Genomic DNA, 11,691 nt, shown 5'->3' on the forward strand with positions numbered 1-11,691 from the left:
GCGTGGATGCCAACCGCATGCTGGCGCGCCCCTGGTTGCCGGGGGTGGAGTTGTTCCATGCGGATTTCTCCGGGCAGCCGTTCGGCCGTCACAGCCACGATGCCTTTGCCATTGGCGCCATCCTGCATGGCGTGGGCGGCTACCAGTGCCGGGGCGCGCGCCACGCTCTGCCGGCCGGCACCCTGTCGCTGATGAATCCCGAGGAGCCCCATACCGGGCATGCCGAGTCCGAGCGATTGGTTTATCGCATGCTCTATGTGGAGGAGTCGCGCCTGCCGACACTGCTCGGGCGCAAGCGCCTGCCCAGCGGTTTCCGCGAGCTGAACCCGGCCGATGACGGTCGGGTGGCGGCGGGCTTGGCGCGCCTGGCGGCGGAGTTCGAGCGGGGTGATGCGCTGGCCCTGGAAAGCGAACTGCTGGAGGTGCTGGAGCGGGTGTTCGTGCGTCACGGCGGGTTGCGCGCGGCGGTACCCGCCACGCGGGACGGCGGGGTGACGGCATTTCTGCGCGACTACCTGGAGGCCCATTACGTCGAGGCGGTCAGCCTGGAGCAATTGGCCGGTCTGGTGCAGCGCCATCCGCGCCATCTGATCGAAGCATTTCGCCGCGCCTACGGCGTGCCGCCGCACACCTACCTGCTGCAGCGCCGGGTACGTGAAGCCAAGCGCATGCTGCTGGGTGATCAGCCGCCGCTGGAGGTGGCGCTGTCCCTGGGTTTCTACGACCAGGCGCATTTTTCCGGGACATTCAAACGCTTCACTGGCGTGACGCCGGGACAGTTCCGCCGCGCCGCACGCACCTGAGTTTTTTCCAAGACCGCCTGGGTCTCGGGCTTGGACACTGGCCGCCGGATTTCCCGGAGGCTCGGAGTCATGCTTGCGTTGTTCCTGTTGGTCGTCAGCACTCATTTCGCTGCCCTGCTTTCGCCTGGCCCTGACTTCTTCCTGCTGCTGCGGGCTGGACTGGTCAAAGGCCTGCGCCACGCGGATGGCTGCGCGGCGGGAATCGCCCTGGCCAATTTGCTGAGCATGCTGCTGGTATTGCTGGCCCTCAGTGTGCTGCCCGTTTCGGGTGGGTTCTTTTGGCAACTGCTGCAACTGGTTGGTGGGGGCTATTTCGTCTGGATTGGTGGCCAGGCGTTGCTGGCGCGGCGAGAGCTGGTGCTGCCGGATGCAGAGGCCGATCGAGGCGGCTCCTGGCGCCAAGGATTCACCGAGGGGCTGCTGGCTAGCAGCCTGAATCCCAAGCTACCGATCTTCTATGTCGGGCTGTTCGGCGTGCTGCGCAATGCGGCCATGCCCGGCTGGGGGCTGGTCATGAGCATGGGCTGGATGACAGCGGTGGTGCTGTTCTGGGATATGGCGCTGGTGCGTTTGCTGGGCCATCCGCGCTGGCGCGGCTGGCTGCAGATGCGGGTGAAGGCGTTGGATCGGCTCTGCGGCGCGCTGCTGCTGGCGCTAGGGGGATGGCTGGCCGTAGGGGTAATGCTCGGCTTGTAGGGTGGGCTTCAGCCCACGCCGAACTGCTCGCCCCGGGTTCGCTAAGATTCAGTCTCGCTCCAGCAGCCAGGCGCGTTTGCCGGGGAAGTACTCGGGCATCTCGTCGATTTGCGCGCGATTGCGGGCTTCGAGGATTTCCAGTTCATCGCCATCGTGGACGAAGATCCACGCCGCGCCCTGATTGCCCTGTTGCAGCCAGATACTGTCGTTCTCGCCACTCATGGCTGCACAGTCACCGGCCAGGCACAGCGCGTAACGATCAGCACCCGGCAGGCCTTCGAGGCTGCCGTCGGGGTTGAACTTTACGAGACCGCCCTGCCCTTGGCCTTCGACGATCTTCCAGTTGCCGCCGAGGTAGGCAGTGTAGAGCGCGTGTTCGAAGGCGCTGCCCGGTGGGGCGCCCTCGGTGGGAGTCTTCTCCGGGTGGACGAAGCGCTGCTCGGGAAGGTTCTCGCTGGCCTGCTGGACCAGTTGGTTGCCGTCCACTTCCAGCGTTTCGTGGAAGTCGCCATAGAAGTCCACCCGCCAGTTGCCATCTTCCTGGACTGCGAGGCGTCCTTCGCCCAGCTCGAAGCCGTTGCTGTAGTGGGCTTCGCCGGTTTTCTGGTCGATCTGCCACTCCAGGTTCGGACCATAAGCGAGCAGGGACTCGCGCAGCTTGCCCTCTTTGGCCGCAGCGTTGATCGCCGCCTGGTTGATCCAGATGCCGCTGGGGTCAGAGGGCGCGCTGGAGCAGCCGCCGAGAATCGCCGCGCAGAGCAGCAAGGGGAGGGTGTGACGCATGACGGAGTCCTTCCGGAACGATGCCACGGGCTGGACGGCCCGTGGCGAGAGGCTCTTATTCGAGGACCAGGATGGCGTCCATTTCTACCTGGGAGCCGCGCGGCAGGGCGGCAACGCCGATGGCGGCACGAGCCGGGTAGGGTTGCTCGAAGTAGCGGCCCATGACTTCGTTGACCTTGGCGAAGTGGGACAGGTCGGTGAGGAAGATATTCAGCTTGACGATGTCCTTGAAGGAACCGCCCGCGGCTTCGGCCACGGCCTTCAGGTTCTCGAACACCTGCACGGTCTGCTCTTCGAAGCCTTCAACCAGTTCCATGGTCTTCGGGTCCAGCGGGATCTGGCCGGAGAGGTAGACGGTGTTGCCGGCCTTGATGGCCTGGGAGTAAGTGCCGATGGCGGCGGGGGCCTTGTCGCTGCTGATGACGGTCTTGCTCATGAGAACTCCTTGGGTTTCTTGGGATCGGCTACGCCCGCACACGGGTGATGCGGATCACCCCCTTGAGCGCACGCAGCTTCTTGATCACGCGGGCCAGGTGTATACGGTCATGCACGCTGACCACCAGTTGGACCACGCTGATGCGGCCATCGCGCTCGTCCATGCTGATTTTCTCGATATTGCCGTCGGCGGCGTTGACGCTGCTGGCCAGCAGGGCGATCAGGCCGCGCTGGTGTTCCAGCTCGACGCGCAGTTCGACGTTGAATTCGCCTGCGACGTCCTTGGCCCACGACAGCTGGATGCATTTCTCCGGGTTGTGCCGGATTTCGCCGATGTTCTTGCAGCTTTCCAGGTGCACCACCATGCCCTTGCCGGCAGAAAGATGGCCGACGATGGGGTCGCCGGGGATCGGCGTGCAGCACTTGGCGTAGCTCAGCACCAGGCCCTCGGTGCCGCGGATCGCCAACGGACCCTCGGGGCTCGGCAACTGCTCGCCATCACTGGCCAGCAGGCGGCGGGCGACGACGTAGGCCATGCGATTGCCAAGGCCGACGTCTTCCAGGAGGTCTTCGATCACGTCCAGGCGGTACTCGCCGAGAACGGCCTGGACACGCTCGGGGCTGATCTTGTCCAGGTGGCTCTCGAAGCCGGCCAAGGCCTTGTTCAGCAGTCGTTCGCCGAGGTTGATGGACTCGGAGCGGCGCTGCTGCTTGAGGGCGTGGCGGATGTGGGTGCGTGCCTTGCCGGTGACCACGAAATTGAGCCAGGCCGGATTAGGCCTGGCACCCGGCGCAGTGACGATCTCCACCGTCTCGCCGCTCTGCAGCGGTTCGGACAGCGGCGCCAGGCGGCGGTTGATGCGGCAGGCGATGCAGGTGTTGCCGACGTCGGTATGCACCGCGTAGGCGAAGTCGACCGCGGTGGAGCCTTTCGGCAGCTCCATGATGCGGCCCTTGGGCGTGAACACGTAGACCTCGTCGGGGAAGAGGTCGATCTTCACGCTCTCGATGAATTCCAGGGAGTTGCCGGCACGTTGCTGCAGTTCCAGGATGCCTTTGACCCATTGGCGGGCGCGGGCGTGGGTGCCCTTGGGCTGGTCGTCCTCGGCGGACTTGTACAGCCAGTGGGCGGCGATGCCGTTGTTGGCCATCTCTTCCATCTCGCGGGTGCGGATCTGGATCTCGATGGGTACGCCGTGCATGCCGAAAAGGGTGGTGTGCAGCGACTGGTAGCCGTTGGCCTTGGGAATCGCGATGTAGTCCTTGAAGCGACCGGGCAGCGGTTTGTACAGGTTGTGTACGGCGCCAAGCACGCGGTAGCAGGTGTCGACCTTGTCGACGATGATGCGGAAGGCGTAGACGTCCATGATTTCATTGAACGCCCGGCGCTTGCCGCGCATCTTCTTGTAGATGCTGTAGAGGTGCTTCTCGCGGCCGATGACCTCGCCTTCCATGCCTTCGCGGCGCAGGCAGTTGGTCAGCGATTCCTCGATTTTGTTGACGATTTCCTTGCGATTGCCGCGGGCGCGGCGGACGGCCGTGCGAATACGCTCGGAGCGCATCGGGTGCATGGCCTTGAAGCCAAGGTCCTCGAACTCCACGCGCATGCTGTGCATGCCCAGCCGGTTGGCGATGGGGGCGTAGATTTCCAGGGTTTCCTTGGCGATGCGCCGGCGTTTCTCGCCGGACAGCACTTCCAGGGTGCGCATGTTGTGCAGGCGGTCGGCCAGCTTGACCAGGATCACGCGGATATCGCGGGCCATGGCCATGGCCATCTTCTGGAAGTTTTCGGCCTGGGCTTCGGCCTTGGACTCGAAGTTCATCTGGGTCAGCTTGCTGACCCCGTCCACCAACTCGGCAACGGTCTCGCCGAACTGCCCGCTGAGGGCTTCTTTGGCGATACCGGTGTCCTCGATCACGTCATGCAGCATCGCGGCCATCAGGCTCTGATGGTCCATGTGCATGTCGGCGAGGATGCTGGCTACGGCAAGCGGGTGAGTAACGTACGCTTCGCCGCTGCGCCGGCGCTGGCCATCATGGGCCTGCTCGGCATAGAAATAGGCTCGGCGCACCAGGTTGACCTGGTCGGCGCCGAGATAGGTCGAAAGTCGTTCGGCAAGGGCGTCTATGCTCGGCAAGATTTTTCTCCTTGCCGACCTTCTCTACCCTGCGCCGTGCGACGTCGACCAGGCATGGATTCAGAGGGCCTCGTTGGCCTCGTCCTCGAATGCGGCAAACAGCGGCTCTTCTTCAACGATGTCTTCCTGGGCGATGACGTCGTAATCGACCAGGCCGGCAGCGATTTCGCGCAGGGCGACTACGGTCGGCTTGTCATTTTCCCAGGCTACCTTCGGCTCTTTGCCGCCGGTGGCCAGCTGACGGGAACGCTTGGTGGCGAGCATGACCAGCTCGAAGCGGTTATCAACGTTGTCCAGGCAATCTTCAACGGTAACGCGGGCCATGGTGTTCCTCGTAGCACGAAATGAATGGCTGATACGGTGCCCGAATGGGCGAGCGGACTGGATAGTCTAAAAAATCGCCAGCAATTAGGGAAGCGCCGATTTTCAGCGCTTCCAGGGTGGAGTCTGGCCCAGGGCCGGCCGGGAGGCCAGCTATCGCCTCGATAGAGGGCGTGGTCAGTCGAGCAGGTGGGCCAGCAGGGCGCCGTGGCGCACCTGTTGCGCGTCGTGACGCAGTCGGTTGGCGCGGAAGATGGCCTTGAGGTCTTCCAGCGCGGTGGCGAAGTCGTCGTTGATCACCAGGTAGTCGTACTCGACGTAGTGGCTCATCTCGCTGACCGCCTCGCGCATGCGGCGCTCGATGATCTCTTCGCTGTCCTGGCCGCGGTTGTCCAGGCGTTGGCGCAGGGCGTGCTGGCTTGGCGGCAGGATGAAGATGGACTTGGCCCGGGGCATCAGGTGGCGGACCTGCTGGGCACCCTGCCAGTCGATCTCGAGAATCAGGTCATGGCCCTCGGCCAGGGTCTGTTGCACCCAGCGCTGGGAAGTGCCGTAGAGGTTGCCGAAGACTTCGGCATGCTCCAGGAAATCACCGTGTTCGAGCATCTGCACGAACTCTTCGCGGGTCACGAAGTTGTAGTTGACGCTGTCCACTTCGCCCGGGCGCATGCCTCGGGTGGTGTGGGACACCGAAACGCGGATGTTCGGTTCGGCGTCGATCAGTGCTTTGACCAGGCTGGTCTTGCCGGCGCCGGAGGGGGCGGAAACGATGTACAGGGTGCCGGGGGTGGCAGTCATGGGGGCAGTCTCTTACTCGATATTCTGGACTTGTTCGCGCATCTGCTCGATCAACACCTTGAGGGTGACCGCAGCCTGGGTGCTGCGCGGATCGAACGCCTTGGAGCCCAGGGTATTGGCTTCGCGGTTGAGTTCCTGCATCAGGAAGTCGAGGCGGCGACCGGCGGCGCCGCCGGCCTTGAGCACGCGGCGGACTTCGCCGATATGGGTGACGAGGCGGTCGAGTTCTTCGGCCACGTCGCTCTTCTGCGCCAGCAGGACCATTTCCTGCTCCAGGCGCTGCGGCTCCAGCTCGGCTTTCATCTCATTGAAGCGGTCGAGAATTTTCTGCCGCTGGGCAGTGAGCATCTGTGGAACCAGGGCGCGCAGGGCGGTGACTTCTTCCTGCATGGCGTCGAGGCGGTCATTGAGCAGGCGGGCCAGTTCGCTGCCTTCGCGGGAGCGGCCATTCTTCAGTTCGTCGAGGGCCTGGGCGAAGGCCTCCATGGCGGCGGCGTTCAGTGCTTGCGGGTCGGCGGCGTCGGCCACCAGTACGCCCGGCCAGGCGAGGACTTCCAGCGGGTTGAGCGGGGCCGGTTGCTGGATCAGTGCGGCAACGCTCTCGGCCGCCTGAATCAGCTGGCTGGCGCGCTCGCGGTCCACCTGCAGCGGCTTGCCGGCACTTTCTTCGGCGAGACGCAGCGTACATTCCACCTTGCCGCGGGAGAGCCCCTGGCGCAGGGCGTCGCGCACCGGGCCTTCGAGGTCGCGGAAGGCTTCCGGCAGGCGCAGGTGGGGTTCGAGATAGCGGTGATTGACCGAGCGGAGTTCCCAGCTCAGGGTGCCCTGGGGGCCAGCCCGTTCTACGCGGGCGAAGGCGGTCATGCTGTGCACCATGGGGTGTCCTCTGGGTTTGGCGATCAAAGGAGGGGATTGTAGCCCAGGCGGGCCGCGCCTCCCAACGCGATGATGTCCCCCGTGCCGCAGGGCCTCTATAATGGCCGGCAGATTTCTCCCGAACAGGTAAGCCCCAATGAAACGTCCTAGTGGCCGCGCGGCCGAACAGCTGCGTCCGATCCGCATCACCCGTAACTACACCAAGCACGCCGAAGGTTCGGTGCTGGTGGAGTTCGGGGATACCAAGGTGATCTGCACGGCCAGCGTCGAGTCCGGCGTGCCACGCTTCCTCAAGGGACAGGGTCAGGGTTGGCTGACCGCTGAGTACGGCATGCTGCCGCGTGCGACCGGCGAGCGTAACCAGCGTGAAGCCAGCCGTGGCAAACAGGGCGGTCGTACGCTGGAGATCCAGCGCCTCATCGGCCGCTCGCTGCGCGCCGCTCTGGACATGACCAAGCTGGGTGAGAACACCATCTATCTGGATTGCGATGTGATCCAGGCCGACGGTGGCACTCGCACCGCGTCCATCACCGGCGCCATGGTGGCCCTGGTCGATGCGCTGAAGGTGCTGAAGAAGCGTGGCGCGCTGAAAGGCGAACCGCTGAAGCAGATGGTCGCCGCCGTCTCTGTAGGCATCTACCAAGGTGAGCCGGTGCTGGACCTGGACTACCTGGAAGACGCCGCCGCCGAAACCGACCTGAACGTGGTCATGACCGATGCCGGTGGCTTCATCGAAGTCCAGGGTACCGCCGAGGGTGCGCCTTTCCAGCCAGAAGAACTGACCGCCATGCTCGACCTGGCACGCAAGGGCCTGAACGAGTTGTTCGAACTGCAGCGCGCGGCCCTGGCCGACTGACACGACATCCGCACGAGGAGGCGTAGGAATGGACGAACCTACTCAGTATCAGGAGCCGAACCGGGAAGTGCGGCAATGGGCGATGTTCTGCCATTTTTCCGCCTTCCTCGGTCTGGTGTTCCCCTTCGGCAACCTGTTGGGGCCGCTGATCGTCTGGCAGATCAAGAAGGATCTCGACCCCTTCGTCGACGCCCAGGGCAAGGAAGCGCTGAACTTCCAGATCACCGTGGCGCTGGCCGTGGTGCTGTGCTTCCTGCTGATGCTGGTGGTGATCGGCTTTCCGCTGCTTGGCCTGGTGAGCATCGGTGCCCTGGTGCTGACCATCATCGCCGGGATCAAGGCCAACGAAGGCCAGGCATATCGCTACCCCTTCTGCTGGCGCCTGGTGAAATAGGCCGAATCGCGGACAAGAAAAAGCCGGCTCGAAAGCCGGCTTTTTCCTGCCTGGATCACACGCTGAGCAGCCAGTCGTAGTCGACGATCAGCGGCGCGTGCTGGGAGAAGCGCGGCTGACGTGGCAGGCGGGCACTGCGCACGAAGCGGCGCAAGCCAGGCGTGAGCACCTGATAGTCGAAGCGCCAGCCGAGGTTGAGCATCTCGGCCTGTTCGCTGTCCGGCCACCAGCTGAACTGATCACCTTCGCGGCTGACTTCGCGCAGGGCATCGACATAGCCCATGTTGCCGAATACTTCGTCCATCCAGGCGCGCTCGGGCGCCAGGAAGCCGGGGATCTGCTGGCAATCACGCCAGTTCTTCACGTCCAGCTTCTGGTGGGCAACGTAGAGCGAGCCGCAGTAAATGTATTCGCGGCGCTTGCGGCGCTGCTTGTTCAGGTAATGAGTGAGGTCGTCCATGAACTTGAACTTATGGTTCAGATTCTCGTCCCCGCCTTGCCCGGAAGGCAGCAGCAGGGTGGCGATGCTCACTTTGTCGAAATCAGCCTGCAGATAGCGTCCGTACCGATCGCAGGACTCGAAGCCGAGTCCCCAGATAACCGCCTTGGGTTGCAACCGCGAATAGAGCGCCACGCCACCTTGGGCAGGCACTTCGGCATCGCCGGCGTAGAGGAAATAACCATCCAGTTGGAAGGCAGGGTCGTCCAGGTCGAAGGCGGAGGCACGTGTGTCTTGCAGGCAGATCACGTCGGCATTCTGAGCTTGCAGCCAGCTGAGGAGACCTCGCTCGGCTGCCGCTTGAATACCATTCACGTTCACACTGATGATCCGCATAAATGGCCCCCAAAAACACGTGCGTGTATGATACCCGAGCTCTTTCTTTTTAGCTAAATCCGTGCCGTCCGAGGCTTTTCATGCAGGCGTACCAGCGCGATTTCATTCGCTTTGCCATCGAGCGCGGAGTTCTGCGTTTCGGTGAGTTCACTCTCAAATCCGGGCGTACCAGCCCCTATTTCTTCAATGCCGGCCTGTTCAACAGTGGCCTGGCCCTTGCCCAGCTCGGCCGATTCTATGCGGCTGCCGTGGTGGACAGCGGCATTCCTTTCGATGTGCTGTTCGGTCCGGCCTACAAGGGTATCCCCCTGGCGGCGGCGACTGCCGTGTCACTGGCCGAGCATCATCAGATCGACATCCCGTGGTGCTTCAACCGCAAGGAAGCCAAGGACCATGGCGAAGGCGGCACCCTGGTCGGTGCACCGCTTGCCGGTCGCGTGCTGATCATCGATGACGTCATTACCGCCGGCACCGCGATTCGCGAGGTGATGCAGATCATCCAGGCGCAGAATGCCCAGGCGGCCGGTGTGTTGATCGCGCTGAACCGTCAGGAGCGTGGCCAGGGTGAACTCTCAGCTATACAGGAAGTAGAGCGCGACTTCGGCATCCCGGTGGTCAGCATCGTGTCCCTGGAGCAGGTACTGGAGTACCTGGCCGGTGACGCGGAGTTGAAGAAGTACCTGCCAGCCGTGGAAGCCTATCGCGCCAACTTCGGTATCTGACCATTCGGGGCCGGGATTCCTCATGCTGATGTTGCCTGCACTCCGCTACAGCCTGGCGCTGGTTCTGCTGTTGCCGGCGCTGGCCGGCGCGGCCGAGCTGTATCGCTACGTCGACGACAAGGGCGTGACCGTCCTTGATCGCCAGGGCGTGCCGCCGGAATACATTGGCAAGGGTTATGAGGTGCTCAACGAGCAGGGCCGGGTCGTTCGCGTGATCCCGCCTGCTCCGAGTCGCGAGGAAATGCAGCGCCAGTTGGACGCAAAGGCCCGCGCTAGCTCCGATGCGCAGTTGCTGCGGCTCTATACCAGCGTCGAAGACGTCGACCGCGCCCTGGAGCGCAAGCTGGCCGAGCTGGATGGCCTGATCGGCGTCGCCCGCGGCAATCAGCAGTCGCTGCGTACCCAGCAGGCCAACCTGCAAAGCCAGGCCGCGGAGAGCGAGCGGGCCGGGCGTGACGTCCCCTCTCACCTGGTGGAGCAGATCAACAACCTGCGCGACCAGCAGAGGGGGCTGGACAAGGACATCGTCCGCTACGAGCAGAGTCGCGAAGCCGCCATGGCGGCCTACGCAGCAGATCGTGCGCGACTGGCCGAGTTGCTCGGCGGTGCTCGCTAACCTGCTTCAGTCGGTCGGCGCAGCCCGCTCGAAACCCCGGACCTTCTCCCTCAGCCAATCCGGCAACCGCAGGCTCTTGCGGTTGTCGGCATCGGCATGCACGTAAACCACTTCGCCCGAGGTCAGCTGCTGGTCTTCGCGCCAGATGCCCAGCTCGAAGGCCATGCTGGCGCCGCCCAGCCGGCTGACCCGAACGCCCACCTCCAGTTGTTCGTCGAAGCGCGCGGGCGCCAGGTATTCCAGCAGGGTCTTCACCGCGAAGAAATCTCCGCCATCCTTCAGGAGGTCGGCCGGGTAGGCCACTTCGAGGGCGCGGAAATACTCGGTGATGGCGACGTCAGCATAGGTCAGGTAGTTGCCGTTGAATACGATGCCTTGCGGGTCCACTTCGGCCCAGCGAACGCGCAGGGGGTGGAAGAAGCTGAAGTCATCGCGGGACAGCTTGGCCATTGCCGGCTCCTCAAAAAAGAACAGGCCGGATCGCTCCGGCCTGTCTGGGTGTCGCTCCGCTCAGTGACGCTTGCGGTTGGTGATCAGGGTGCCGACGCCGCTGTCGGTGAAGATCTCAAGCAGCACCGCATGGGGCACGCGACCGTCGATGATGTGCGCCGCGTTCACGCCGCCTTGCACGGCATCCAGGGCGCAGCGGATCTTCGGCAGCATGCCGCCGTAGATGGTGCCGTCGGCGATCAGGTCGTTGACCTGCTCGGTGGACAGGCCGGTGAGCACCTGGCCCTGCTTGTCCATCAGGCCGGCGATGTTGGTCAGCAGCATCAGTTTCTCGGCCTTCAGCGCCTCGGCCACCTTGCCGGCCACCAGGTCGGCGTTGATGTTGTAGGACTCGCCATTGGCACCTACGCCGATCGGCGCGATCACCGGGATGAAATCGCCCTTCACCAGCATGTTCAGCAGGTCGGTGTTGACGCTGGCAACCTCGCCGACGTGACCGATGTCGATGATCTCCGGCTGGGTCATCTCGGGGGTCTGGCGGGTGACGGTGAGCTTCTTCGCCCGGATCAACTCGGCGTCCTTGCCGGTCAGGCCAATGGCGCTGCCGCCATGGCGGTTGATCAGGTTGACGATGTCCTTGTTCACCTGACCGCCCAGGACCATCTCCACCACATCCATGGTCTGCGCGTCGGTCACTCGCATGCCGTCGACGAAGTGGCTTTCGATCGAGAGGCGCTTGAGCAGGTCACCGATCTGCGGGCCGCCGCCATGCACCACCACCGGGTTGATGCCGACAGCCTTCATCAACACCACGTCGCGGGCGAAGCTGGCCTTCAGCTCGTCGCTTTCCATGGCGTTGCCGCCGTACTTGACCACCAGGGTCTTGCCGACGAAGCGGCGGATATAGGGCAGCGCTTCGGACAGGACCTGGGCGACGTGGGAAGCAGCGTCAAGGCTGAGGGTCATGC

Annotated in this window: 15 protein-coding genes; 6 read left to right on the top strand and 9 right to left on the bottom strand. The window is 63.8% G+C overall.

Annotated features, from left to right (window positions below):
- Nucleotides 1–2: 2 nt before the first annotated feature.
- Together E8F20_RS19720 and E8F20_RS19725 are read left to right on the top strand one after the other, a co-directional pair.
- Nucleotides 3–803 (top strand): AraC family transcriptional regulator, encoded by an 801-nt coding sequence (locus E8F20_RS19720; RefSeq protein WP_280285247.1) that lies wholly within the window; start codon nucleotides 3–5, stop codon nucleotides 801–803.
- 69 nt (nucleotides 804–872) lie between these two features.
- Entirely contained in the window at nucleotides 873–1,499 is a 627-nt protein-coding gene (locus tag E8F20_RS19725; protein ID WP_280285248.1) for a LysE family translocator, read from the top strand.
- Nucleotides 1,500–1,547: 48 nt separating this feature from the next.
- Here the strand turns inward: E8F20_RS19725 and E8F20_RS19730 are convergent, their stop codons facing one another.
- The 6 genes from E8F20_RS19730 to E8F20_RS19755 all read right to left on the bottom strand — a co-directional run bounded on the left by E8F20_RS19730 (nucleotide 1,548) and on the right by E8F20_RS19755 (nucleotide 6,850).
- Entirely contained in the window at nucleotides 1,548–2,282 is a 735-nt protein-coding gene (locus tag E8F20_RS19730) for a hypothetical protein (protein WP_280285250.1), read from the bottom strand.
- Between the two features lie 55 nt (nucleotides 2,283–2,337).
- On the bottom strand, nucleotides 2,338–2,718 hold the full coding sequence (locus E8F20_RS19735) for a RidA family protein (RefSeq protein ID WP_028626903.1): 381 nt from the start codon (nucleotides 2,716–2,718) through the stop codon (nucleotides 2,338–2,340).
- A gap of 28 nt (nucleotides 2,719–2,746) precedes the next feature.
- Nucleotides 2,747–4,855 (bottom strand): bifunctional GTP diphosphokinase/guanosine-3',5'-bis pyrophosphate 3'-pyrophosphohydrolase, encoded by a 2,109-nt coding sequence (spoT, locus tag E8F20_RS19740; protein ID WP_280285251.1) that lies wholly within the window; start codon nucleotides 4,853–4,855, stop codon nucleotides 2,747–2,749.
- Nucleotides 4,856–4,915: 60 nt separating this feature from the next.
- Complete coding sequence (gene rpoZ, locus E8F20_RS19745) at nucleotides 4,916–5,179, bottom strand: DNA-directed RNA polymerase subunit omega (protein ID WP_016495387.1); 264 nt, start codon at nucleotides 5,177–5,179, stop codon at nucleotides 4,916–4,918.
- A gap of 174 nt (nucleotides 5,180–5,353) precedes the next feature.
- Nucleotides 5,354–5,974, bottom strand: a complete 621-nt coding sequence (gene gmk / locus E8F20_RS19750; protein WP_280285252.1) for a guanylate kinase — start codon at nucleotides 5,972–5,974, stop codon at nucleotides 5,354–5,356.
- 12 nt (nucleotides 5,975–5,986) lie between these two features.
- Nucleotides 5,987–6,850 carry a YicC/YloC family endoribonuclease gene (locus E8F20_RS19755; RefSeq protein ID WP_280285253.1) on the bottom strand — a complete coding sequence of 288 codons (864 nt, stop codon included), beginning with the start codon at nucleotides 6,848–6,850 and terminating at the stop codon, nucleotides 5,987–5,989.
- Nucleotides 6,851–6,986: 136 nt separating this feature from the next.
- Between E8F20_RS19755 and rph the strand changes: the two genes are divergently transcribed.
- Both rph and E8F20_RS19765 read left to right on the top strand, forming a co-directional pair.
- Entirely contained in the window at nucleotides 6,987–7,706 is a 720-nt protein-coding gene (rph, locus tag E8F20_RS19760) for a ribonuclease PH (RefSeq protein ID WP_028626899.1), read from the top strand.
- Between the two features lie 28 nt (nucleotides 7,707–7,734).
- On the top strand, nucleotides 7,735–8,100 hold the full coding sequence (locus tag E8F20_RS19765) for a DUF4870 domain-containing protein (RefSeq protein ID WP_028626898.1): 366 nt from the start codon (nucleotides 7,735–7,737) through the stop codon (nucleotides 8,098–8,100).
- Nucleotides 8,101–8,155: 55 nt separating this feature from the next.
- On the opposite strand, the gene E8F20_RS19770 is transcribed toward E8F20_RS19765, so the two are convergent.
- Complete coding sequence (locus tag E8F20_RS19770) at nucleotides 8,156–8,935, bottom strand: exodeoxyribonuclease III (RefSeq protein ID WP_280285254.1); 780 nt, start codon at nucleotides 8,933–8,935, stop codon at nucleotides 8,156–8,158.
- Between the two features lie 80 nt (nucleotides 8,936–9,015).
- Here E8F20_RS19770 and pyrE point away from each other — a divergent pair, with 80 nt between their 5' ends.
- Entirely contained in the window at nucleotides 9,016–9,657 is a 642-nt protein-coding gene (pyrE, locus tag E8F20_RS19775; protein ID WP_280285255.1) for an orotate phosphoribosyltransferase, read from the top strand.
- A gap of 28 nt (nucleotides 9,658–9,685) precedes the next feature.
- Nucleotides 9,686–10,273: a DUF4124 domain-containing protein gene (locus tag E8F20_RS19780; protein WP_280285432.1), complete on the top strand. Its 588-nt coding sequence runs from the start codon at nucleotides 9,686–9,688 to the stop codon at nucleotides 10,271–10,273.
- Nucleotides 10,274–10,279: 6 nt separating this feature from the next.
- Here the strand turns inward: E8F20_RS19780 and E8F20_RS19785 are convergent, their stop codons facing one another.
- Both E8F20_RS19785 and argB read right to left on the bottom strand, forming a co-directional pair.
- Nucleotides 10,280–10,723 carry a thioesterase family protein gene (locus tag E8F20_RS19785; RefSeq protein WP_280285256.1) on the bottom strand — a complete coding sequence of 148 codons (444 nt, stop codon included), beginning with the start codon at nucleotides 10,721–10,723 and terminating at the stop codon, nucleotides 10,280–10,282.
- Between the two features lie 60 nt (nucleotides 10,724–10,783).
- Entirely contained in the window at nucleotides 10,784–11,689 is a 906-nt protein-coding gene (gene argB, locus E8F20_RS19790) for an acetylglutamate kinase (protein WP_028626893.1), read from the bottom strand.
- Nucleotides 11,690–11,691 lie beyond the last annotated feature (2 nt).

The sequence above is a fragment of the Pseudomonas sp. BN415 genome (assembly GCF_029871195.1).
Taxonomy (GTDB): domain Bacteria; phylum Pseudomonadota; class Gammaproteobacteria; order Pseudomonadales; family Pseudomonadaceae; genus Metapseudomonas; species Metapseudomonas resinovorans.

Bases quoted from the DNA above. Each gene is read 5' to 3' on its own strand.
- E8F20_RS19735 (WP_028626903.1), bottom strand. From the start codon at position 2,718: ATGAGCAAGACCGTCATCAGCAGCGACAAGGCCCCCGCCGCCATCGGC.
- E8F20_RS19785 (WP_280285256.1), bottom strand. From the start codon at position 10,723: ATGGCCAAGCTGTCCCGCGATGACTTCAGCTTCTTCCACCCCCTGCGC.
- E8F20_RS19770 (WP_280285254.1), bottom strand. From the start codon at position 8,935: ATGCGGATCATCAGTGTGAACGTGAATGGTATTCAAGCGGCAGCCGAG.
- E8F20_RS19730 (WP_280285250.1), bottom strand. From the start codon at position 2,282: ATGCGTCACACCCTCCCCTTGCTGCTCTGCGCGGCGATTCTCGGCGGC.
- pyrE (WP_280285255.1), top strand. From the start codon at position 9,016: ATGCAGGCGTACCAGCGCGATTTCATTCGCTTTGCCATCGAGCGCGGA.
- argB (WP_028626893.1), bottom strand. From the start codon at position 11,689: ATGACCCTCAGCCTTGACGCTGCTTCCCACGTCGCCCAGGTCCTGTCC.
- rpoZ (WP_016495387.1), bottom strand. From the start codon at position 5,179: ATGGCCCGCGTTACCGTTGAAGATTGCCTGGACAACGTTGATAACCGC.
- rph (WP_028626899.1), top strand. From the start codon at position 6,987: ATGAAACGTCCTAGTGGCCGCGCGGCCGAACAGCTGCGTCCGATCCGC.
- E8F20_RS19780 (WP_280285432.1), top strand. From the start codon at position 9,686: ATGTTGCCTGCACTCCGCTACAGCCTGGCGCTGGTTCTGCTGTTGCCG.
- E8F20_RS19755 (WP_280285253.1), bottom strand. From the start codon at position 6,850: ATGGTGCACAGCATGACCGCCTTCGCCCGCGTAGAACGGGCTGGCCCC.
- E8F20_RS19765 (WP_028626898.1), top strand. From the start codon at position 7,735: ATGGACGAACCTACTCAGTATCAGGAGCCGAACCGGGAAGTGCGGCAA.
- gmk (WP_280285252.1), bottom strand. From the start codon at position 5,974: ATGACTGCCACCCCCGGCACCCTGTACATCGTTTCCGCCCCCTCCGGC.
- E8F20_RS19725 (WP_280285248.1), top strand. From the start codon at position 873: ATGCTTGCGTTGTTCCTGTTGGTCGTCAGCACTCATTTCGCTGCCCTG.